Below are 23,673 nucleotides of genomic sequence, written 5' to 3'. Positions count from 1 at the left end.
ATGCTATTTAATTTTTCTTTAAAAATACCTCTAGCTCGTTTACGAATTTAGATATTAATGAAAAAGATAGGGGTTTTGTTTTAAGAGATTTTTCTATCTGCTATTTAATTATATTTGTAAAAAATGAGTACTAATATGGATGATATTCTAATAATCGAGCAAAAGGTTAACTATACGGGGTTAATAAACAGCATTGATATTAAACCGGATGAGTATTTATTACCTCTTCACGAAGTTATTGTAAATTCTATACAAAGTATTGAAGACAGAGTAAATCCTACTGATTCCGGGTCCATTATTATTAAAATTCATAGAGTTTTTCAAGAAAAATTAGAATTAGAAAATGCGGATGATTATCAGCCTATTACTGGCTTTACAGTAACCGATAATGGCGTAGGATTTACCACTAAAAGAGAAACAGCTTTTAGTACTCCATTTACAAATTTTAATTACGAAAAAGGCGGTAAAGGAATGGGTAGATATACTGTTTTAGCCTGTTTTGGTAATATGGAAATAGAAAGCTCTTTTACTGATGAGAAAAGTGTTTTTAATAAAAAATATAAATTTGATAATTTAACAGGGCTTCAAAAATACCCTGAAAGTGTTGAAAATTTTACTGACGATTTTAAAAATAAAACTACTGTTAAATTAAACAATTATCGTCCCGAATATTTCAACTTTGCTAATAAATTAAAAATAAGTATCAAAGATATTGCGGATGATATTATACAGCATTGCCTACTTTTTTTTATTGGCTCAGCAGACATTCCTACAATAAGAATATTATATGATAATGAAAAGATTGAAGACGCAATAGTTCTAAATGACATATATAAAACTGTAATTGAAGTAGAAAAAAATGAGCTTAACTTGAAGTTTTCAGATATTGAAGAAGATTTTAATTTAAGATACATTAGAAATTACAATGGAGTCCATTCGCACTCCATACATCTATGCGCAAATAAAAGAGAGGTTGGAAAAAAACAATCTCTTACTAATTATTTGCCCTCTTTTAAAGAACTTTACAACGAAAATAAAAAATATTATTTATCAATATATGTTGAAAGTAAATTTTTAGATGATAATAACCATCCCCAGAGAAATAGGTTTACTTTTCCTGAGTCTTCAAATAAAAAAAGTGACTACGATTTATTTTCATTAGAAGAATTATTTACTCATGTTTCTGATAATGTAAGGCTAAATTTTTCAGGACACATACAAGAGGCAGAAAAAGAGAAAAATAAAAGAATCGAAAATTACATTTTAAACCCTCACAAACCTAGATTAAGGTATCGCCACTTATTAAGTGTTGATAATGCTTTTTTAGATATTCCAATTAATGCATCAGATGAAACATTAGAGGCAAAACTTCACGAAAAGGAGTTTAAATTAGAGCAAAAAAGAAGCAAAGCATTTGAAAAAGTATTTAAAAAAAACGAGTATGATAAGGAGGCTTTTGGTGAAATAGTCCATAATATTTTAAATGAAGAGGCAGCATTTTCAAAGGATAAATTAGCCGATTTGATGATTAAAAGAAAATCGGTTATTAAATTGTTTCAGAAATATTTACAATGGCGTAAAGATGATAATTTTATGTTGGAAAAAGATTTGCACAACATTATCTTTACGATGGGTTCTGAGACCAATACTATACCAATCGATTACCATAATTTGTGGCTTTTAGACGAAAGATTTACGTTTCATTCTCATACTTCGTCAGATGTTAAAACAAAGTCAGTTAAAAATGTTTTAAGTGACGGTATAAAGGAAGCTGATTTACTCATATATGATGTTCCTTGCGCATATTCAGATAATTTAGATAAAATTAATTCACTTGTAGTATTCGAATTTAAGAAGCCCGGAAGAGAAATAAGCGGTAGTAGTAATTTAGATGATTTAGTTTTAAAGTATTTTAGGGACCTTATGAAGAGTAAGGCTCGAAGTAATAAAGGAAAAATTTTAAATATTGAAGATAATACGCCTAAGTTTGGTTATATAATTTGTGAATTAAACAAGGATAACATTGAGCATAATATAAAGTGGAACGGCTTTAAGAAAAGTGCTCATGGTCATCTATATAAGATTAATCCTGAATTAAACCTTCATATAGAAGTTATGTCTTATGAACAAATGTTAGATTTTTCAGAAAAAAGACATGAGGCCTTTTTTAAAGCCCTTGGAATAGATAATTTGTAAAATATAATATACATTATTACCTTTTTTATTCCTGATATCGGTACCTAAATTTAATTAGTATTTTTTTTACATATTTACAACTAAATATTTTATTAAATGTAAATAAAAATTAAGAAATATTTTAGATTAATTCAAAAAATAGAGATTTAGCTTATTATGAGACTTTGTCCCGGATTATGATGTTCTATTCTGAAAACTTCAGAAAAAACGTCTTAAAGTTTTCGTCTATAGGGTATTTAACTTTTCCTTTAGCAAATGCTTGTCTGGCAGTTGAATTTTATATTCCGCAACCATCGTTGGAGAGAGACTTCTGCTTAAAGCATATTCTACTACTGCATGGTCTTGGTCTTTGCATAATAAAATACCAATACTTGGGTTTTCATTCTGTTTTTTCACATCCCGGTCTAATGCTTCGAGATAAAAATTTAACTGCCCCAGATGTTCGGGTTTAAACTTATCTGATTTTAATTCAAATGCTACCAAACATTGTAATCCTCGATGATAAAAAACCAGATCAATATAAAAATCACTATACCCCACCTGGACTTTATACTCTTCTGCGATAAATAGAAAATCCTTACCGAGTTCAAGTATAAAATTTTTCATCTGATTAATCAAGCCCTTTTGCAAATCACTCTCGTTGTAGGAATCAGAAAGGTTTAAAAAATCAAATATGTAGCTGTCCTTAAAGGTATTTTTGATATCGGGATGTAATTCTCTCATCACTGATGAGACTTTTGAATTTCCAATCATTGTTCTTTCAAAAACGCCACTGTTTATCTGCCTTTCTAATTCCCTCGAACTAAATTTCTCCTGACTTGAGAGACGCAGGTAAAATTCCTGTTCTTCGACTGATTTAGTCCTGCTTAAAATAATAAGATTATTGGTCCAGCTAATTTCTCTCAGCAGTGCTGAGAGTTTTGGAAAAGCTTTATAGGTCTGATAAAACTGCTTCATTCTCCAAAGATTCTTATCCGAAAATCCCTTTAAATACGGTTCGCTTTTCTGGAGAAAATCGGCCAGTTCTTTCACAACTGATTTTCCCCATTCTTCAGTTTCAATACGATTTTGGATATACTGTCCAATATTCCAGTACAGATTGATCATTTCAGTGTTAACTGCTGTAATAGCATTTGATCTGGATTGTTTTATTAATTGGATTATATCGGTAAATTGTTCCTGTATCATTATTTCTAGGTTTAAGTTTTTATTTATTATCATTTCTTAATTACCAGATGGCTCAATTCAATATCATTTAATAATCTTTCCTTTTCAGCAAAAATACTGTCCTTGATATCCTTTTTTATCTGTAGGTAATTTCGTTGTACCATCGAATTATCGACTTTTCGAATGACAGGAATATCGACGTAATTATCCTGTTCTTTTTTCAAGGCTTCATGGTCATTTATTATTTCAGAATGAAATGTTTTGAGTTCAATTTTACAATCAGGATCATCGGCTACCATACCTACAAACTCACCGGAACTAAGTCCGGAAATTTTGGATGGAGGCACTGCAGATTCCAATTGTTTGGACCGGCTAATTGAAGTATCTACACTATTAATGGAAAGGCTTTCTCTGTCCTGCATGATTTTCCCAAAACGCTCTGATAATTGCTTGGCAGTATCTCCAGTAACCTGTCCGCTGACTATGTTCCCAACAATATTCATAATCACATCCGCCTGTTCTCTTCCATAATCTTTACGCAGCTGGCTAAAATCCTGAATCCCCAAACAAGTTGCTACTTTATTACTTCTGGCCGTTGCAATCAAACTATCCATATTATTGAGATAAATAGTTGGAAATTCATCGAATATCAAACTGCTTTTCTGTTTATTTTTTTGGTTTACCTGCTTTACCAATCGGTTTACATAAAGAGACAATACAGCTCCATATATCTGGATTTTCTGCGGGTTATTGCCCATACATACGATCTTAGGATCGTCAGGATTATTGATGTCCAATGTGAAATCGCTGCCGGACAAAACATAATACAATTGTGGTGAGGAAAGCCTTGCCATGGCAATTTTTGCCGAAGCAATCTGCCCCTCCAATTGGTCCATTACATTATTTAGGTAGGCATTGACAAAAGGATTAATAAGCACCTCTATTTCTTTTTCCGTTCGGAGCAGTGTAAAAAGATCATCGTAATCAACCTGCATAAGTTCAATTACATGGGGAAGCGTACAGAATTCACCGTCTTTGTATTTTCGTAAATACCATATTATGGCTGAAAGAAAATTAATCGGAGATTCTACAAAAAAATCACCCTGTCTTTTGATCCATTCCCTGTTGAGTCCGAGCAAAATAGTCCGAGCTGATTCTGAAGCATCGGTAATATCACTCATACCTGACGGTTCTAATGGATTACACCGGTTGGTTCGGGTCAGATCATCAAAATTAATAACATAAAACTGAGGTAATTTTGGGTATTGATGTTTGTAATTAAGCCAGGTATTGTATACAATTCTGGTCAGGTCATCAAACTTGAAATCATAGACAAACATGGTGAATTTTTTACGGATATGCTGGGTAATAACATGACGTATAACGAAATAGGATTTCCCAGATCCGGGAGTACCAGAAACCAGCAATCCTCTAAAGGGATTAATAATGTTTATCCAGCTGTCCCGTAACTTATCCTTTAAATGATATTTGGCAGGCAGATTAATAGAATATTCATTTTCCAGAAGTCTTTCTTCCTGAGGAAAAGTTTCATTTTCTTTATTAAAAATATCTTTACTGTTGAGCCTGTTTTTTATAATACGCGAGAGTAATGTACCACCAGTAAGCATCAGAAGAAATCCAATGGAAGTTATAGTCATGTATGCAATTGCTGCCAGCATTAGTTCAATTTCCAGGTAAAGTGAAAGACCACTTATAAAGTAAATAAGAATCCCAGTTATGATGTAAGCCAAAGCTGTTTTGTAATTCAGCTTTTCGTCTTTTCGCCCTTTGGCACCAATTAAGGAAATGATTAAAAATCCCAGTGCAAAAAGTTTAGATTTATGAAAATTACTGAACAATCCTGTCTGGTAAATATTCCCCATAATTTTATCACTAAACCCGCTGACCAAATGCCACTGCTGAAAGGCAGCGTAGCAGTAATAATAAAAATGGATTACTAATATAATAATACTGATGAGTCTTGTCATATCCAAGATCTTTCTCAGTGCCTGTTCGTTTTCTCCTGTCTGCATAGCCATAATTTCAAATTTTATCGATTATTAGACTGTCCTCTTCTTTTTTTCTTTTTGTTTCTGAGCTCGTATGGAAGGTAAGCAGACGTCTGTTCAGATTGCGTAAGCATATCCCATAGCTGCCCCATTATGTTATCGGTTCCTATGTATTTGTTATCTCTAAAATCATCACCAAAAAGTCCTGCAATTATTTCCGCTTTCAACGTTTCAAATGTGATTTTGTGTAATTTTGTACTAATCAAATTTGGATTTTTTTGCTCGGAGGGATTAATGGATGCACAGCGTTCCTGTATTGCTTTAACACTGTATTGTTTACCAAGTGTACTTCCATTAAAAACACATTTTGTGGTATGGTCAACATAGGTAATTCCATAAAGTAATCCTTCTGCGTTCTTTCTAAAAACGGTATTGATTCCTTCTTTTTCCAGTATTTTGACCAGTTCTGAAAGTGATATTTTCGTTCTTAAAAAAGCCATATCGATAGCATTTTTTACCCTTCTGATATCTGAAATTTGATTGGTACTATTGGATTTGAATTTTCCTTCTAAAAACTTTAGAGTTGGTTTATAATAAAAATCACTAGCCTTTATAGGTACTCCGATAGGCTTACCATTTTCATCAAGTATGCGATACACTAACCCTTTAGCTTTAAATATTCTTGAATTTTCATTGCCTCGGTCAGCCAAAACATTATATTGTTTGAGTACGGCATTGAGCTCTGCAAGGCTGGCAAATTTATAAGACGAAAGAACCTGAGACAATACATTTGAAATTGCTTTTTTGGACTGAATTCTTCCATATCTGACTTTACCTTTTGAAATAGGATGAAGTTCAATATTCTGATCATTTTTACGTCCTTCAGCTATGACGAGTCCAAAGGATTTTTCGATTTCTTTTCTTGCCGTTTCAGATTGATTGCGGCCTATATTATGCATATCGATTCTACTTCCGTCTGCTCTAACTTTTATGGAGGTGATGTGAATGTGCGGATGTCCGGAATCGTGATGCTGGTATACCAAATAGGGCTGTTCTCCAAAACCAATTTTTCTCATATATGAATTAGCAATGCTCATCAGTTTATCTTTAGAATAATTTTCAGATGGATCAAAGTTGAGTGATATGTGTACGCTGTTTCGCTTTACATTGTCATTTAAAGCGGCTTGTTTTAGAAACCGGTTTAGTTTCATAGTATCACTCATTTTATCCACATCCAAAGGATAATTTCCTTCGCCGATACATTCTGCTACTCCTTGTTTTACTTTGTTTTCGTTGTAGTTAAAAATACTATGTATCGAATGTCCGGTTTTTATGATCGCAACCACCTTACTGAAATTTGCTGGATGTATTGTTTGATTTCTTCAACCTTCTCCAAGAGTTTTTTTTTATCCAGTTCAGCGCTAATAATCCATACTTTAAATTCCGGAATCTGATTCAGTGTATGCAGCTTTTTTACTGCCTGGTTAAAGTTGTTTCCAATGGCATTTAGTTCCCCTCGAAGCCGTATAATTTCCAGCATAAATTCGTCAAGGGATTCGTTCCGAAATTTAGTTGTAACAGGTTTGTCAAATAAGTGTCTGCGAATGTAGTCACTTAGCTTTCGGGAAGTACTGGCTTTCCATTTGCGCTCAATTTTCACATACTCTTCGGGTGTAAATCGTAACCCGACAATGCGTGTTCTGTTTGAATTTTCTTTTTCCATCATCTCTCTTTTTCATTGTTATCAAACTCTTTTTTTATCCTTGTAGTTTCACTGCTCACGAGTTCCGAGTGTAGAGCAGCCAGATCGGTTGTTTAACAACCGGACATCTGGCCGATTGCAGGAACGTTGCAATCTTCCTGATACTTTAAATGTTCTTTAGACATTCTAGTATTCTTAAGATTTTAAAAATTCAAAATATCCAATTATTACCTCCTTTGGACAATTTCTTATGTTAATTGTATTGTTCCTGGAACTCTATACACTATTTAGAAAGTCATTAAAATTTTAGCTTTTTCATAAAATCTATTTCATTTTTAGAACTCAAAGAAAGTGCACACTGCATCTAATTTGAAACTACTGTAACGGGCTAGCTGCAATGTCAATTTACCCTCTCGATTTTAGATTTAAAAACGTGCTCTTTCAAACCAATAACCCAATTTCAAAACAACAAAATCCTGACTGTTTTAAGGAAGGTTTTTGATTGTTCTTTTTAACCTTTCCTGTTATTTCTGATACAAAATTAAGTAAGCGAAATGGATTTTACCTATGATGGACATATTATGTCCATGACACTTTAAGACTGGCTTTATACCTTTGTATAAATAAATTATTAATTAAAAACGTGAAGATTATGACAACAAATGATGTAGCCAGGGTTTTTGATACTGTGCTTAGTATACCTGGCATGAATGATGTAGTGAAGATTGATTTGAAAATTTCACGAAAAAATGTATTGCTATTAAACCATGTTATTGAACGTGGATTATCTGCTAAGGACAATGATAAACCATCGATTCTTATGACAAGTATTCAAGAAGAAAATCTTCAGGAGTTAAAACTATTTGGAGAGGAATGTTTACAAAAAGCCGGGCTAATTGAACTTAGTGAAAAACTAAGTTTACTTGGCGATACAATAAAGTAGCAACAGTTAAAAATTACAAATTACTTTGATGTCATTAGAAATTATTTTTCTAATGACATCTTTTTCATTATAAACTGCACCTTATCCTGTTTTTTAACTACGATTGAATGTTATTGAAAAATCTTGGCAGGTTTTTGATAATAATTTATATCAGCAAGTGATTTAATTTTGTCCATGACATTATAAATCAATTCTTTAATTACAAGTTGTTAATTTCTGCCAGGCTTAAAACTTATTAAATACTACAACTAAATTGGTTCTTGAATAAAACCTCATCTAAAGAATTGCTATTATTTCAAATATGATTAATTGCTTCGTTTAATTAATTTCAATTACAATGAAATCAAATGCAAAACTTATGACTGTAATTTTGGACTCAATCTGCTTTTTGCTGGTGTTATTGTTTGTCTATGCGGCAATAAGTAAAATGCTTGACTTTGAGAATTTTCAAATACAGTTAGCACAATCTCCATTACTTAGTGCATTTGCCGGACTAATTTCCTGGGGAGTTATCATTTTAGAACTTTTCATTTCAGTTTTACTTGTATTTAAAAGTACCAGAATATTGGCATTATATTCTGCTTTTGGGCTGATGATCATGTTTACAGTTTACATATACATTATTTTAAATTACAGTTCTTTTATACCTTGTTCCTGTGGAGGCATACTGGAAAAATTAAATTGGAAAGACCATCTGGTTTTTAATATTTTCTTTGTTGTTATATCCACAGCCGCCATAGTAATCATTCCATTAAAAAGTTCTGCAGAGGAAGATTTTAGAAAAGAAAAAAAGAGAAAATATTTCTACCTGACAGGTTCTACTCTACTTGCTGTTATGCTAATGGCTGGATTATTTATCAAGTCAGAAAATATAATGCATTATGATAATTCATTTATAAGGCGCTATCCTCAGGGCACAGAAAAAAAATATGACGCAAATCTGCAATACAATTCTTTTTATTTCTCAGGTTTCTCAAACAGCAGAATCTATCTGGGTAATACAAGCAGTCCATTGCTGGTATCGGAATTGGACACTTTACTTAGAGGCAATACGAGACATAAAATCACAGTGAATAGTGACCTTTTGTCCACCGCTGTACAGTTAAAAGTTATTGATTCTTCTTTTTATTTGATTGATGGAAATGTTGCTTCAATATTTAGAGGCACTATTTCAAATTGGAAAGCAAAGTATAAATGGAATGGTTCTATTCGATTCACACAGCCTAAGGTGATTGATTCGGTTCATGTATCATTTAGAACTGTTGACAAACAAAGCAGTCAAAGTGAATTAGGAATTTTATACTTTGGAAATCCCTCTAAAGTAACTGTGAAGCATGATTTATTACAAAAGCAAGTTGATGGAATCTTTGATGTTGACGGAAGATTTTATTATGATTTTTATTCCCGGAAACACGTCTACATCTATTATTACCGCAATGAATTTATAGCTGCTGACCAAAATTTAAATCTTGCTTTTAGAAGCAATACGATCGATACGCTAAGTCCCGAAAAAGTAAAAGTTGCTTATGTAAGCAGCAGAGGCGAAAAAAAGTTTGCCGCTCCACCCGTAATTGTCAATAAATCTGCTGCCATTTACAAAAATCTGCTGTTTATAAATTCAGGAATAATAGGACGATATGAAGATAAAAAAATGTGGAATCAGGCTTCTATAATTGATGTGTACAATTTGAATGACAAATCCTATATATCCAGTTTTTATATCTACCATATTGATAAAGAAAAGCTAAAAGATTTTATTGTGACTGATAAACAATTGTATGCCCTAATCGGAACTCATTTGGTCAGTTACGGACTTAGCAGTGCCATTACAAAACATTATAAAAAGTAATTACAATATACAGCGCAGTATCAGGAGAAGATCGAAAACCTGTGATAGAGTAGATCATTAACCACAAATTATTTTAATCATGAAAACATTTTTTTCAAAACAGGTACTTCCTGTTGCGGTATTTGCCCTTGCAATAGCAGGTGCTTTTACAACCAATGCCATGGAAAGAAACAGTAGATCTGTAGATGCTATCGATGGTTTTAAAAGGCTAAATCCAGCAGGATTATGTGATGATGAACAGTCCTATTCTTGTGAATCGGTAAACACAGGAGCAATCTGCCGAGTGTCTGCTAGTCCTTCTTCACAACAGGTCTATGCTAAAAATGCCAATGGTGCCTGTACGGTCGAAGTTTACAGACCGCAATAAAAACGGTAAATGCAGTTCCAAAAGAACTGCATTTATTTTTTTCATTTTTATTTAATTTGCTTTAACAAATTCAGAGTTGCTCTTTGCTGATAAGTAATGGTCAAACCACCGCATGACATATTCTGTTAAATGTTTTTGCTGTTCTTTATCACTTAAAACATGCTGCTGATCCGGATATAAAAGCATTACATGTTTTTTTCCCAGACGGCGTAAGGCAAGATAGAATTCTAAAGTCTGATAATAATGTACATGCCTATCTGCCTCTCCTGCCCACGACAAGAGCGGCGTTGTTACCCTATCAGCATAATATACAGGGGAGTTAGCGAGATAACCGAGAAAATTTTTAAAAATTGAGCCGTTCATTCGAAGCTGCCCATACTCGTACTGAAAAAAATTGGGACGGTTGAAATTCCAGGACACATAAAGGTACCCGCTTATAAGATCAGTAATTGCGGCACCCGCTACGGCTGCAGAAAAAATATTAGTTTGTGTAATTATATAATCGGCTTCATATCCTCCAAATGAATGCCCGATCAGGCCTATCCTTTTTGGATCAACGGGAGCAATTTCCAACACTTTTTTTGTTGCTGCCACTACACAATCAACTGCAGAATTTCCCGGATTTCCAAACTCATATACAATGTCCGGGAGCAAAACAAAATACCCATTATTGGTATAGTGGCTGACATTAAAACCATTGCCGCTGTATAGTGATGGATTAATATAATCGTGTACCGTTTCTGACTGTTTTTCATACACGTGAACGATCATAGGATAAAGTTTTTCGGAGCTGTAATTTGCAGGATAAAATAATGCTCCATTTATACTATTTCCATTGCTATTACGGTAGTGAATTACCGAAGAGGTTCCTGAATTGAAATTTTTAAAATGAGAATTACTCTGATAAAGTGTGCGTACTTTTTTGTCTTTTTTGTCTCGTAAAAAAAGCCCTGGCGGTGTTTCAAAACTTTCTTCTTTGTAAACTACAGTTTCACTTCCTGATGCTAATACAGGATCTGATATTTTATTTTCGCTGAGCACAATTGAACGTAATAAATTATTCTTTTTATACCACCATAAACCAGTTGTATTTCCATTTTTTGACTCCATAATAATTGATTTACCAAGATTAATTATTCCTGAGCTTACACCATCAAAATTGTTTTTTTGCCTTTGTTCAATTGAGGTAGTCTTAATACGGTAAGTTCCCTTTTCCTGTCTTCCGTGTGTTAATTTTTCAGCTTTCAAATTTTCGGCTGTTATTTCCCATACATCATACTGATCATAGAGCAGAATGGATTGATCGCCCGGTGTCCACGCGGGATTTCCATAAGGAAACGAACCCTCTCCACGATCCAAATCTTCAACAGAGAAAGATTCATCTAAATCTGCAGTCAGATTAGTATGTATATTTTTCTGAATGTCATAAATCCACCAATGATTATTTTTAAAGTATGTAATGTATTTTCCTGCTGGAGATAAAGAGATGTTATTAACACGATAATTAAAATCTTTTAAAAAAAGCTGCTGCACCCCATTATCCAGATTGATTGTTTTGTAATCTCTGGCGGAATGAAGATAAGGCTGAGGCTCATTGGCGACCGGGTTCCATAATACTGCAAAATTTTCACTTCCCGCCAGCATAATTTTAGAAAAAACGGTATCGGTGAGTATTCTAAAATCATTTTTTTCAGGCTGCCATACAGCTATCCTGGGCATCTTAACACTCCCGTCTTTTTCCCTTTCAGCAGGTTCTAAATATTTATCATCTGCATTCCATACCTGCACAATTTTTTTCTCTGCCTGTTTTAATTTCTGATTTAGGGTCTCAATTTTAAAAAACACCCGTTTACCATCTTCTGATATGATCAAATCTGTCACAGTTTCCGGTTTTATCCTGTATTTTTCATCAAAATTAAAAGTACTGTCAGGCTCGAAAACAAATATTTTTTGTGTATCGGTTTTATAGCAAACCAATTCTTTAATGTCTGAATCTGCAGCTGTTTTTGACCTTATAAATACTGCGGATGCAGCATTTGGCTGCCAGACAAAATTTGTATAATTATAATTGCCGCTTTCTGTGATTTTTGATTCTGAAAATTTTTCGTTTAGTGTTAAAATACAAACCCTGCAGCCGCTTGACGCAGATTTGCTGTAGATCAGCTGGTTTGATTTTGGATTGTAAGCATACCCCTTTACATTTTCTATTTCATAAGCTGCAGAACTGTCTAATGGTTTAATGACTATTTGTTTTTTGTTGTCTGTACGGAGAAAAATAATCAGATATTTTTGATCCGAAGTAAATAAGTAGTTATCTGCATTTTTTATCTTTTCAATTTTTCCTGAAACCAGATTAAGCAGTGAAAGTTCATTTTGATCGTTTCGGCTGCAAAACCATTTTTCTTTCAGAAAAGTTCCCTTGAGAGTTCCTGAAAATGCATAGTTTTTATTTGCCTTACTGCTTTTTACAAACAGCGTATCAGCACCTTGCTCATAAGATAAACTGTAGGAGTACCATTGCCCATTTTCTGAAATGTCTTTTAATTCCATGGTGTTCCATAATTTATAATCAGCGTCAGTGATATTTTTTTTGATTAGTCCCTGTCCCGATGCGGAACAGGTTACTAATTCAAATATGAGTACAGAAAGTATTCCGTAAACAAATCTTAAATCCTTTTTCATCTTTATACTGTATTAATATCCTGGATTCTGAGGAAGTAAATTAGGATTGAGTGTCAATTCAGATTCAGGAACAGGGAGAAGATTGTCGGTGGAGTTCCATCCATTTTTTACTCCTGTCAACTGAGAATCCAGCTGTCCGTTTCTTTTCAAGTCAAAGAACCTGTGGGCAGATTCCGTAAACAGTTCAAATCGGCGTTCCCGCATAACAGCTTCCAATATTTCCTGCTGTGAAACAGCTGCGGTATTGCCTAATCCTGCATTCTGCCTTATTTTGTTGAGGTCTTCTTTGGCCCCAATCAGGGCTCCCTGCTGCGCCCTTGCCTCAGCGCGTATGAGATACTGTTCGGCAAGCCTGAACAGAATGGAATACTCAGTTGATGAAGCGGTTTTTAACTTCACTTTGTACTTGCTGGCAAAATACCATGTCGATGTCCCTTTTGTTACTGAACCAATCCATTTTTGCCTTCTCTTGTCGCCTATTTCAAAAGCATTGACAAAATTTGGATTAAGTGCTACATCGGCGGGTGGTCCGGTAAGTAAAATCATTGATCCTCCCTCTGCGCTATTCTGACCTTCAACTCCAGGCTTGTACTGCCAGATGGTGACTGTGCTTCCTTTTAGGAATACTTTATTCAGATCGTTTTCCCATTTGTATGTTGCGGTATTGTTTAGGAGATAAGAAGCTGCATTGGCTGCTTCAGCCCATGCCTTGGAATAAAGATAAACCCTTGCAAGAAGTGCCATTGCTACTGCTTTATTAGCACGTGTGCGATCAGCGGACAAATAACTCTCAGGAAGAAGTGCATGCGAAGTTTGAAGATCTTCTATTATTTTCGAATACAACAGGTTTGTACTGGTGCGGCCTATTGCAGTGTTCTGTTTGTAATCTGTTGCTGTAACATAAGGGACATCACCATACAGATTCAATAAATAGAAATGCAAAAGCGATCTTATAAACAGGGCTTCACCAATGAACTGGTTTTTATCTGCACTGGTAAGAGCAGCGGAAGCCGTTACTCTCTGTATTACTGAATTGGCCGCATAGATTTGAGAGTAGGCAGTTTTCCACCAGCTTACCACTTGCGGGTTAGTCGGCAGCAGTGTATTGTTGTAAAAATTCAATGTCGTACCTGAACTAATACCGTAAAAATTAAGTTCATCGGTATAAGCTCCCATTTTTGTGGTTATCGATACACTGTTTCCTGTCAGCATCCCCGAATCGCGCAGGCTTGCATAAATATTTGAAACTGCGGCATTGGCTGTACTCTTATCTTCAAATACTGCTTCTGCAGAGAGCTGTCCCGAAGGGCTGTTAACCTCGACAAACGATTCACAGCTGCAGCAAAAAATCACTATTAAAGCGATAATTATTCTGTAAAAAAGGGCTATTTGCTTCCGTAGATATAATTTAGTTTCCATAATATTAGTATTAGTTTAAAAAGTTAGATTAAGCCCCGTAGTAAATACTTTCAACGGCGGCAGGTATCCGGCAAACTTAAATTCAGGGTCATTGCCTTTATAGGGAGTAAAAGTCAACAGGTTCTGCCCTTCAAAAGAAAGACGGCATCGCACTCCTTTTATCCAGTCTTCAGGTAATGTGTAGGATATTGCGATGTTCTTCAAACGTATATAAGAGGCGTCTGTGATGATTCCGTCACTGTTGAAATATTTATCCGAAGCATCCAGAACCTCTCCATCTGCACCTGTACTGAACCTTTGAAATTCTGCATTGTCTCCGCTGTTCTGCCATCTATCGAGGATTCTGGTTGTCTGATTGCTCTTTGTTCCGGGAAGCCCCAGACTGTATTCTTCGCTGTAATTTTTCTGCTTTGAGAACTGGAGCAGAAAATCGACCTGCCATCCTCTCCATTTAATTTGATTCTGCAATCCGCCAAAAAAATCAGGGCTAAAATCTATAACAGTCTGCTTGTCTTCGGGAGATGTTATTCGACCATCGTTATTAATATCCTCAAATTGATAAATTCCGGTCTGCGCATCTATTCCGGTGTAATGGTATGCTTTTACTATAGTAAGGGGGGCACCGATTACAAATTGGTTCTGGTAAGTTGAACCCTTTAAATTGGGAAAGGACAATAATTTATTTTTGGCAAAAGAGATATTGAAGTTCGTGATCCATTTAAAATTCTCTTTTTCAAAATTGACCGTTCTTAAAGTAAGTTCCACTCCGCTGTTTTGCACTGATGCATCCAAATTGGACTGAATAGATGCAAACCCTGTTGTTGCCGGCAATGGTATGCCAACAAGCTGATTGGAGGAACGGTTTTGATACCACGCGCCTGTAAAGAAAATCCTGTCCCTGAAAAAGCCTAGCTCTATGGCTGCTTCCGCTTTTTTATTGATCTCCCATGCAAAGTCTGCGTTAAATAAACGGGTTGGAGCTATTCCGGTTACGCCTCCATAATTTGTGCTGGCAGAAGAATAGGTGTCCATGAACTGATAATCTCCAATCTGATCACTTCCCGTAGTTCCGTAACTGGCTCTTAACTTACCAAAACTAATAACAGGATTATTGGTTTTAGTTTGATTTTTATTAAAGAAAATCCATGCGCCTCCAACAGCGCCAAAATTAGCAAACTGATTTCCGGGGCCAAAACGGCTCGAACCGTCACGCCTGCCGGTGAGGTTTAAGATATACCTCTCGTTAAAAACAAAATTCAAACGGGCAAATACGGCCTGATATTTATAAATAGATTCCGTATCAGCTATTGCCTTGAGAACCGTTGCCGAAGATAGGCTGTAAATTAGACTATTGCTTGTAAATCCGGTTGCTTCCTGTACCAGCTGGCTGCCGGAAAGTTTCTGAAATGTACTACCCAATAATGCCTGCGTTTTTAATTTCCCATAGGATTTCTGCCATTCGATTTGAGGTTCTATGATCCATGACTGCCTTTGTGTATTATTTGCAGTAATAACAGAATATTCGCTTCCGAGCTGATAAGCAGGATCAAACATCATGGAAGGCTGAGTGCGAGTTTCATTATGGCTTGTATTGGTAAAGCCTAAACTTGCTTTCGCCGTTAAACCCGGCAGTATTGCATAGGACAGCATTGTATTTGCAATCAGGTCATTAGTTGCAGTTTTGTATTTGCTATCCAGATAAGACAAAGGGTTTTCCCAAGTACTGTTCTCCCAATTAAGGTTTCCGGATTCATCATATAAGGCAGGTGCATTTGGAGCCAGCAGCACCACATACTGTGTCAGATCAATTCCGGGCTGATTATTTTTCTGTGCTGTAAATCCTGCTGTTGTATTGATTTGAAATCTGCCATCCTCCGACTGATGATTAAGATTAAAGCGAACGTTTGCCTTGTTGTAATTATAATCCCCCGGAAAAACGGTTGTTTCGCTATGCAATGCCGAGCTAATAAGGAACTGTGTTTTGGATGACCCGCCGGATATTGATGCCTGAACATCTGTATAGCTTGCCATTCCGCCAATAAGCTCTTTCTGCCAGTCAGTATACCTATTTTGATCCCAAGTCCCGTTTACATCATAATCACTGGGACCATAAGCAATACCGTCATTGACAAACGCCTCCCGACGCATCTCCAGATATCGATCGGTCTTTAACAGCTTCATAAAATTGGTGACCTTGCCTATACCCTGCCGTATATCTACGGTATATCGTGTGAGCCCTTCTTTACCTTTTTTGGTTGTAATCAAAACCACCCCATTGGCACCCCGTGAACCGTAAATGGCAGTGGCATCGGCATCTTTCAAAACTTCTATGCTTTCGATATCCGAAGGATTAATAGAATTTAATGGATCAGAGGCAACAGGGAGCACAACAGTACTGCGTCCGCTTCCGACTGCCTGCGAAGAATACGGCACCCCATCAATAATATAGAGCGGCGAATTGCCATCACTCCGAATACTGTTTCTTCCTCTGATCTGAATGTCAAATCCTCCTCCGGGAACCCCTGTAGTCTGAACAATACTCACTCCTGCCATTCGTCCTTGCATAGTGGCCAGTACATTGGTAACGGGTTGGTTCTCTATATCTTTGGAAGTTATTTTGGTTATACTTCCGGTACGTTCACTTTCTTTTACAGAATAATACCCTGCATTCACTCGGACTTCCTGCAGGGTTGTAGTATCATAAATTAATTGAACGCCAATTTTCGTACGTCCTTTTACAGGTACCAAAGCAGTTTTAAATCCTATAAAAGACACGACTAGAGTATCCAGGGGTGAAGCAGAAAGAACAAACTGCCCATTGTAATCTGAAATAGAAGTGACATTAAGCCTGTTTTTTATGGCAATAGTTACTCCTGGCAAAGGATTAATGCCATCGGTTATAGTTCCTTGAATTTGCTGTTGTTGTTTAAAAACAGTACTGTAACGGGCTGTATTTTTGGCATAAACAGATGAAAAAGACAAGCAAAGCCAAATAAAAAATAGGCAATAAAGACCTTTCCTATCCTTGTAAAATGAAAAAACATTCATAATATTGAATTGGTTAGTTAAAAGAAAGATTTGATTAGCTACGGCCCTCTAGATTAGTTTGATCGCCTGATAGAGGGCCATTTTTTATGTATTAAGTAAACGGCTTAATGGTCATAAGGAGGATGAATTATTTATTTCATAGATATAAACGTATAAAAGGTTAATAATTGGGAACCTACACAGTCGCTCCTAGTTCCAGACAGTGTGTTTCCCAATTAATTCAAATGAATCCAATCAGATAGTATGTGATAGCTATTAAATCTGATAAAACAGTTTCTATGTAAAACTTTTAACGAACATTTTAAACTTTCAGTTGTGAAATAGAAATAAAGGATATATTTTTAAAGTGCGAGTTTAAAAGAGATTTATCCTGACATTCTAGGTGTAAAATGATAGATTGGTTAGGGGTTTAATGAGGGCTATTTATAGTTTTCTATAGAAAAGCTGTCATTAGACGGCTTACATGAGTTAACGCTCCAAGGAGAGTAAATTAATGATGTACATGCCCCACTGTTTGTTTTACAGAGAAACAAAAGTTGACCTTGATTAAGGTGGGTGGACGATAAAGAGTTTTAAGTATTTCGTTCTCATACATAAGTTTTTATGGAACGATGTTTCTGAATGTGAAGTGACTTGCAAAAAAGCAAGGAGCGGTCTCACACTTTCAATCCGTGGGTGTCCTAATACCCTACAATAATAAATTATTATTTGCAATTGAAAGCTTACGTGAGAACCGCTCACATGCCGTATACAAAAGTAAGAAACTTTTTGACATGGAGCGATTTCACGATACTCTCGTCTGCTAAATTTAGGACTTTACGGAACGAGAAATCATCGTTTAATTATGCGCAATTGGCTAATTATCATTTCGCTACAACAAATATAATAATATTATTTACATATCCAACATGTTGGATGTAAAAAAAACTAAACGTAATGAATAAAACATTAGAATTTGAAACGACTCAATTTGATTTTGAGTTAGTAAATCATGTGAAACTTTTGAGAAAAGAACAAGGTATAAGTAAGGAAAATTTAAGTATAAAAATGGGGCTTTCCAAAACTTTTGTAGGTAATGTAGAATCATTTACTCAGCGACATAAGTATTCCACTCGTCATTTAGCTTTATTAGCCAAGGCTTTCGGTTTTAAAAATATTTCTGACTTAGTGCAATTTCCTACTCCCAAATATGATAAAATTAAAGTTACTGTAAAGCAAACATTCAATGAAAGTGGTAGTAAAGTAATTGGTAATGAGGTATTGAGGATTGAAGAGTTGTAAGAGGGTAATTCTATAAAAAGTTTGCATTATTACATTAAAATGATCTGTTATTAGCTTTAGATAATTAAGTATAGACCATGTTTTTGTAAAGTAGGCATTATAATTATGAAAATACAATCCAAAATCTTATATAGTTTAATCAAATTTTCGCATTTTTGTATTCTAAGAAAAAATAGTAAATGGATAAACAAACAAATGAATATATTAGTGGATTATCTCAGCTAGAGATGCTCAATGCTGATGGTAATTCTTTTGGTTTAATCCATACTTCTGAGCTTGACAAGTCAAACATCAACTATTATCAACGTTTGTCGCTTGAAAAAGCAAAAAAGGTTGGAGCGGATGCTGTTTATTTTAGAAATTTTCCGGATTTAAATAGACCTTCAAAGCCACAACTTTATATCTTTGATTTTACCACAAAAGAACAAGATGTTGTAGAAATTCATAAAAATGTTTGGAGTAGTACAGAAGTTCGTTTGTACCTAGTAATCACTAAATCGCAAATAAAATTCTTTAATTCATCTAAGCCTGTAGAGCAAACCAAAAGTGGAAATTTACAAGTATCTCCTTTTGAGACGCTAAAAATAGCAGGTGATGCTGTAAAAAAATATAAAGAATATTCAGCAAAGAAATTTGACAATGGTTCTTTTTGGGAACAAACCAAATATGATTTTGGTTATGGTGAAACCGCTTATGAAAAACTTATTTCTCAACTTAAAATAACAAGAGATCAATTTCTTGATGTAATAAAATTAGATAAAACAATTGCAAGCAAGCTTTTAGTTTTAGGGATTTTAGTTAAATACTTGGAAGAAAGAATAGATATTGACGAAAACGGAAAAGAAACAAGGGTTTTTGCAGCTGATTTTTTTAATCAAGAAAAATTTGGATTTTCTACTGATTTTACAGAAACAATTCGAAAAGGAAATCAATATACCTTAAACCTTTTCGAATATTTAAGCAATCATTTTAATGGTAAAATATTTTATTTATCAGATGCTTATAAAGAACAAATAAAAGGAAAAGACTTGTCTCCTTTAGCTGATTTTTTATCAGGAGTATTAGATAAAAATCAATTCGTTTTTTGGAGATTATATTCATTTAATTATCTACCTATTGAGTTAATCAGTAGTATTTATGAAATGTTCTTAGAGGCTGATAATAGTACAGGAGTTGCTTATACACCGTCGTATTTGGTGAGCTTTATGATTGATGAGTGCATGCCTATCAATCAACCAAAAGAGAATTTTAAGATATTAGATCCAGCTTGTGGCTCAGGAATATTTTTAGTTTCTGCTTATAAGAGGATTATTGATTGGTGGAGAGTTTCAAATTATGAAAAAACAGGCGAATGGATTTTTCCTGGTAAAGAAAACTTAAGTGAGTTGAAAAGGCTATTAAAAGATAGTGTTTATGGTATTGATATTGCGACTGAAGCTGTTGATTTAGCTATTTTTAGTTTGAGTTTAACTTTATGCGATATTTTATCACCGAAAGTTATATGGGAAAATCTACGTTTTGATGATTTAAGTGATAATGTTGTGGGGTCGGACTTTTTTGATTGGTATCCTAATAATACAGATAAAAAATTTGATTTAATTATAGGGAACCCACCTTTTATTGAATATGGACTAAGAGAAACTAAAATTAATAGTTTGATTACTGGTTTAAAATTGGTAGAACAAGTCCCTAATAATCAAAGTGCTTTATTATTTACTATACTTGGGATGAATCTTGTAAAAAAAGAGAAAGGACTACTTTCTTTTATTTTACCTTCTGGTCCATTATTGTATAATAATTCTCAAAAACCTATAAACTTTAGAAAATGGTTGTTCGCTGAATATAATATTCCTCAAATAATAGATTTTACCTATTTAAGTAATACACTTTTTAAAAATAAAGGAAACGAGAAAAATGTCGCTGTTTCTGCGTTTTTTCTTGAAAACAAAGTTCCTGACAAAAATCCTATTTATCACATTACGGTAAAAAAATTAAAGACAGCAAAAGAGCGTCAATACTTTGAGATTGATCATTATGATTTTCATAAAGTAGGTAAATCTGAAGCTTTAGATAATCCTTTTGTTTGGAAATCTAATTTACTTGGTGGTGGCCGATTGGTTCCTTTTATTAATAGACTAAATAGTTTTCAAAGTTTAAAAGATTTTTTAGACCAGAGAAAGAAAAAAGGATGGATTTATGGTGATGGATTTATCAAAGGAAAAAAAGATGAAGAGTTGGTAGAATCTGATTTTGAAAAGAAAAAGGGAGGATATTCGGAACCCAATTACCTTATGGATCTTGATTATGTTGAACCTGAAGATTTTTCTGAAAAAGGAATAAAGAAAACACAAAAAAACACTTCAAAATATTTTCAGTGGCCTAGAAATGAAAAAATATTTAAGCCCTCATTACTATTGATTAAAAAAAATATCGGTTCTCATTCAATTCCTGTTTTTTTTAGTGATGTCAAACTGGGATATAAAAATGAAATAATTGGTATTCATTCTCCTTTAAACGGAAGGGAAGAATTAAAAAATGTTTATATGAGGATTAAAGATAATCCTCTTTATAGGTTTTATATACTAACAACTAGTGCCAGAAGCGGAGTAAGCCGTTCAACAAAAACCACATTACAGAAAGATATTTTAGGTATCCCATTTCCAGAAGATGAGAAAGAAATTGAATTAACGAAATTTGATAAAATTTTGATAAATGATACATTAGATTACGGTTTAGAATTTTTAGGAAAAGATAATAATGTAAAAGTTTTAGAAGTTACGACTGAAAAAGAGTTGAATCATTTTGGAGAAATATTTACGGATATTTTGAATTCATTGTTTAAAACGGAATTCAAAAAATATTTACAAAAAAGTATTTATCAAACAGAATCTTTTATTTGTTCTATTTTTGAGTATGGAGATGAAAATAACATTATTTCCAAACCTCTTAAGGCTGAAATAGAGATCGAAAACCATATTGCTGAATTAGTTTATAATAAGATAGGAAGTAGTTATAGAATAAATAGAGTTGTGAAAATTTATGATGGAGATTTAATTTATTTGATAAAACCTAAAGAGTTGAGGTATTGGCTGCAATCAATAGCTTTGAGAGATGCTGATGAAACTATTGTTGATCTTTATAATGCTGGATACTAATGCTAAAAGACAACCATAACCCAATAGCTAATGTTCCTAATCCTTCAATAAAGAAAGGTACAATTAAAGATAAACTACTTGTTTTTTTAGAAGACACTTTATATAAGTTTCAAGAACATTTTAAAGGTAAAGTAATTGATTCTGAAGAAAATTTAAATGAACAGCTTGGTAAAACATTAAGCTATTTTTCCAAAAGTCAAGCTTTCATTTTTCAAGCAGAAACTAAACAAAAACAACCAAAAGGTATTGATAGGCGGGTTGATATTGGTGTGTTTAGGCATTTTTCTGACCCAACTCCTTTTTTTACAATTGAAGCTAAACGATTAACAACTTCAATGCCTAGTAATAGAGAAAAAGAATATGTTTTGGGTAGTGATCCAACTAAGTTTTCTGGAGGAATTGAACGATTTAAGCATAATGTTCATGGAGTAAATTTAGACCATAGTGCAATAATTGGCTATATTCAAAATGAAGATGGAAAGTACTGGCATTACACTATTAACAATTGGATTCAAGAATTGATTGATGGAAAAATGAAATCTCCTTTGAACTGGTTTTCAAGTGATTTACTTTTTAATACTTGTAACTTTCAAGATTTGAGGCTAGTAAAATCTATTTCTGAAAGTGAAAAAACAAATCAAACCAAGATTAGCTTAAATCACTATTTTGTTGATTTGTGTAAATAATATTGTTGCTTTATTGTTTAAAATACTGCCATTTTTTTGTTTTATGTCATCCGCTAATACTTTCGCCTTCGAAACATAATAGAGATTAGCAATTAAATGAATTATAATATTTTATGTATTTGTTATTTTTACAGCAACAGTGTATCTCTCCGAAGTGTTCTTCTGAAATGCAGGAAGAACGTCTCTGACTCGCGCTTTTTTATTTCTTATAAATCTTAATTTTTTTTGTCCGATAAATCGTCTTTTATAACTTCTACAAAATTTGCAATATCTGATTTAATTCTCTCCTTAATTCGTAAATACCTCTTGGAGAATTATGAATTATATCCTATTTTCTTAGTTGAGAGAAGTACATTTTAATGGTGTTTCCTGACCAAGATATAAAATCTTTTTAATAGCTAAAACAAACTCCAGTTTCGAAAGTCTTTTATTGTAACCAAAGTAATCATGTATTTTATTTTCTATGTTTTGTTCAACTTATATCAGTTTTGAAATGTGAAAGTAATCATTTTTCAATTATAAATATAATTTCGGCAAAAAAATAATTAATTGCCAATGTTATATAGTTGTCTTAAAATAAAACTTGCAATGAAACATGCTTAAAGTATTATAATCAAAATTAAAAACAGGTATTTATACTGGACAATTTTATTAATGAAAAGAATTAATTTGCTAATAAAAAGATACTGTTACGGAAAACTTTAATAAATAGATTTTTCCACTTATTACCTTTATGAAAATTTTAATTAAAAATGATTAACTATGAAGAGATTTACTGTTAGGGTGCAACTACATACTAAAGAGGGTAGGCAATATGAATTAGATTCTGATACTTATAAAGTTTTACATGCTGAAATGGAAGATTTAGGCTTTACTAAAACAATCCAATCAGCTAAAGGGAAAACCCATGATTTACCTTCAGCAGAATACAATTATATATCAAGCGATGATTCTATCACAAGACATGACATATTGGGAGCAGCTAAAGGAGCTGGTAAGGCTACTGGAGTAAATTTTTCAATTTTAGTAAATCCTATTGCAGATGTTGGCAGATGCTGGTACAATCTTGATGAGACCGAAGAAAGTGAAGATTAGTTTCAATACAATTTAGTGCAGAACTAGTCTAAATAATAAGAAAAACGATTAAAAGAAGTTCCCTTCAACATCGA

15 protein-coding genes are annotated in these 23,673 nt (G+C 33.8%); 8 read left to right on the top strand and 7 right to left on the bottom strand.

Annotation, left to right across the window (positions count from 1 at the left end):
* Window positions 1-135: 135 nt before the first annotated feature.
* Window positions 136-2,196: a hypothetical protein gene (locus JE46_RS19255; RefSeq protein WP_031456917.1), complete on the top strand. Its 2,061-nt coding sequence runs from the start codon at window positions 136-138 to the stop codon at window positions 2,194-2,196.
* A 225-nt stretch (window positions 2,197-2,421) separates the two neighbouring features.
* On the opposite strand, the gene JE46_RS19250 is transcribed toward JE46_RS19255, so the two are convergent.
* From JE46_RS19250 to JE46_RS19235, 4 genes are read right to left on the bottom strand one after another with little or no spacing between them, the layout of a single operon-like run.
* Window positions 2,422-3,384 carry a PDDEXK nuclease domain-containing protein gene (locus tag JE46_RS19250; RefSeq protein ID WP_236010690.1) on the bottom strand — a complete coding sequence of 321 codons (963 nt, stop codon included), beginning with the start codon at window positions 3,382-3,384 and terminating at the stop codon, window positions 2,422-2,424.
* Window positions 3,385-3,413: 29 nt separating this feature from the next.
* The gene (mobC, locus tag JE46_RS19245; protein WP_031456915.1) at window positions 3,414-5,396 is read right to left on the bottom strand and encodes a conjugal transfer protein MobC; all 1,983 of its coding nucleotides are present in this window, start codon (window positions 5,394-5,396) and stop codon (window positions 3,414-3,416) included.
* Between the two features lie 17 nt (window positions 5,397-5,413).
* Window positions 5,414-6,718 (bottom strand): relaxase/mobilization nuclease domain-containing protein, encoded by a 1,305-nt coding sequence (locus JE46_RS19240; RefSeq protein WP_031456914.1) that lies wholly within the window; start codon window positions 6,716-6,718, stop codon window positions 5,414-5,416.
* Window positions 6,703-7,098, bottom strand: coding sequence for a plasmid mobilization protein (locus JE46_RS19235; protein WP_083480910.1), 396 nt, complete (start codon window positions 7,096-7,098; stop codon window positions 6,703-6,705). Before JE46_RS19235 ends, JE46_RS19240 begins: the two co-directional genes overlap by 16 nt.
* Window positions 7,099-7,726: 628 nt before the next feature.
* On the opposite strand from JE46_RS19235, the gene JE46_RS19230 reads away from it, so the two are divergent.
* The 3 genes from JE46_RS19230 (at window position 7,727) to JE46_RS19220 (ending at window position 10,233) form a co-directional block, all read left to right on the top strand.
* Window positions 7,727-8,017: a hypothetical protein gene (locus JE46_RS19230; RefSeq protein ID WP_317041411.1), complete on the top strand. Its 291-nt coding sequence runs from the start codon at window positions 7,727-7,729 to the stop codon at window positions 8,015-8,017.
* A 358-nt stretch (window positions 8,018-8,375) separates the two neighbouring features.
* On the top strand, window positions 8,376-9,866 hold the full coding sequence (locus JE46_RS19225) for a DoxX family protein (protein ID WP_236010693.1): 1,491 nt from the start codon (window positions 8,376-8,378) through the stop codon (window positions 9,864-9,866).
* Window positions 9,867-9,945: 79 nt separating this feature from the next.
* On the top strand, window positions 9,946-10,233 hold the full coding sequence (locus JE46_RS19220) for a DUF6520 family protein (RefSeq protein ID WP_031456910.1): 288 nt from the start codon (window positions 9,946-9,948) through the stop codon (window positions 10,231-10,233).
* Window positions 10,234-10,284: 51 nt separating this feature from the next.
* Here JE46_RS19220 and JE46_RS19215 read toward each other — a convergent pair whose 3' ends face one another.
* Genes JE46_RS19215 through JE46_RS19205 form a run of 3 tightly spaced genes read right to left on the bottom strand, consistent with a single transcriptional unit; the run spans window position 10,285 to window position 17,316 of the window.
* A complete protein-coding gene (locus JE46_RS19215; RefSeq protein WP_031456909.1) occupies window positions 10,285-12,915 on the bottom strand; it encodes an alpha/beta hydrolase family protein in 2,631 nt (876 codons plus the stop codon).
* A 12-nt stretch (window positions 12,916-12,927) separates the two neighbouring features.
* Window positions 12,928-14,334: a RagB/SusD family nutrient uptake outer membrane protein gene (locus tag JE46_RS19210; RefSeq protein ID WP_031456908.1), complete on the bottom strand. Its 1,407-nt coding sequence runs from the start codon at window positions 14,332-14,334 to the stop codon at window positions 12,928-12,930.
* Window positions 14,335-14,349: 15 nt separating this feature from the next.
* A complete protein-coding gene (locus JE46_RS19205) occupies window positions 14,350-17,316 on the bottom strand; it encodes a SusC/RagA family TonB-linked outer membrane protein (protein ID WP_317041410.1) in 2,967 nt (988 codons plus the stop codon).
* Window positions 17,317-18,318: 1,002 nt separating this feature from the next.
* Here JE46_RS19205 and JE46_RS19200 point away from each other — a divergent pair.
* The 4 genes from JE46_RS19200 (at window position 18,319) to JE46_RS19185 (ending at window position 23,599) form a co-directional block, all read left to right on the top strand.
* Window positions 18,319-18,663 carry a helix-turn-helix domain-containing protein gene (locus tag JE46_RS19200; protein WP_031456906.1) on the top strand — a complete coding sequence of 115 codons (345 nt, stop codon included), beginning with the start codon at window positions 18,319-18,321 and terminating at the stop codon, window positions 18,661-18,663.
* A 179-nt stretch (window positions 18,664-18,842) separates the two neighbouring features.
* Window positions 18,843-21,818: an HsdM family class I SAM-dependent methyltransferase gene (locus tag JE46_RS19195; RefSeq protein ID WP_031456905.1), complete on the top strand. Its 2,976-nt coding sequence runs from the start codon at window positions 18,843-18,845 to the stop codon at window positions 21,816-21,818.
* Window positions 21,818-22,504, top strand: coding sequence for a hypothetical protein (locus tag JE46_RS19190; RefSeq protein ID WP_031456904.1), 687 nt, complete (start codon window positions 21,818-21,820; stop codon window positions 22,502-22,504). Before JE46_RS19195 ends, JE46_RS19190 begins: the two co-directional genes overlap by 1 nt.
* Before the next feature lie 762 nt (window positions 22,505-23,266).
* The gene (locus tag JE46_RS19185) at window positions 23,267-23,599 is read left to right on the top strand and encodes a hypothetical protein (RefSeq protein WP_051872942.1); all 333 of its coding nucleotides are present in this window, start codon (window positions 23,267-23,269) and stop codon (window positions 23,597-23,599) included.
* The last annotated feature ends 74 nt before the right edge of the window (window positions 23,600-23,673 follow it).

This window comes from Flavobacterium chungangense LMG 26729 (assembly GCF_000735715.2).
GTDB lineage: Bacteria > Bacteroidota > Bacteroidia > Flavobacteriales > Flavobacteriaceae > Flavobacterium > Flavobacterium chungangense.
Note: the sequence above shows the minus strand (reverse complement) of the source record. Positions and strands in the feature narration are given on the sequence as shown.

Excerpts from the sequence above, each read along its gene's own strand:
- JE46_RS19255 (WP_031456917.1), top strand. The coding sequence starts at position 136 with ATGGATGATATTCTAATAATCGAGCAAAAGGTTAACTATACGGGGTTA.
- JE46_RS19250 (WP_236010690.1), bottom strand. The coding sequence starts at position 3,384 with ATGATACAGGAACAATTTACCGATATAATCCAATTAATAAAACAATCC.
- mobC (WP_031456915.1), bottom strand. The coding sequence starts at position 5,396 with ATGCAGACAGGAGAAAACGAACAGGCACTGAGAAAGATCTTGGATATG.
- JE46_RS19235 (WP_083480910.1), bottom strand. The coding sequence starts at position 7,098 with ATGATGGAAAAAGAAAATTCAAACAGAACACGCATTGTCGGGTTACGA.
- JE46_RS19230 (WP_317041411.1), top strand. The coding sequence starts at position 7,727 with ATGACAACAAATGATGTAGCCAGGGTTTTTGATACTGTGCTTAGTATA.
- JE46_RS19225 (WP_236010693.1), top strand. The coding sequence starts at position 8,376 with ATGACTGTAATTTTGGACTCAATCTGCTTTTTGCTGGTGTTATTGTTT.
- JE46_RS19220 (WP_031456910.1), top strand. The coding sequence starts at position 9,946 with ATGAAAACATTTTTTTCAAAACAGGTACTTCCTGTTGCGGTATTTGCC.
- JE46_RS19215 (WP_031456909.1), bottom strand. The coding sequence starts at position 12,915 with ATGAAAAAGGATTTAAGATTTGTTTACGGAATACTTTCTGTACTCATA.
- JE46_RS19210 (WP_031456908.1), bottom strand. The coding sequence starts at position 14,334 with ATGGAAACTAAATTATATCTACGGAAGCAAATAGCCCTTTTTTACAGA.
- JE46_RS19200 (WP_031456906.1), top strand. The coding sequence starts at position 18,319 with ATGAATAAAACATTAGAATTTGAAACGACTCAATTTGATTTTGAGTTA.
- JE46_RS19195 (WP_031456905.1), top strand. The coding sequence starts at position 18,843 with ATGGATAAACAAACAAATGAATATATTAGTGGATTATCTCAGCTAGAG.
- JE46_RS19190 (WP_031456904.1), top strand. The coding sequence starts at position 21,818 with ATGCTAAAAGACAACCATAACCCAATAGCTAATGTTCCTAATCCTTCA.
- JE46_RS19185 (WP_051872942.1), top strand. The coding sequence starts at position 23,267 with ATGAAGAGATTTACTGTTAGGGTGCAACTACATACTAAAGAGGGTAGG.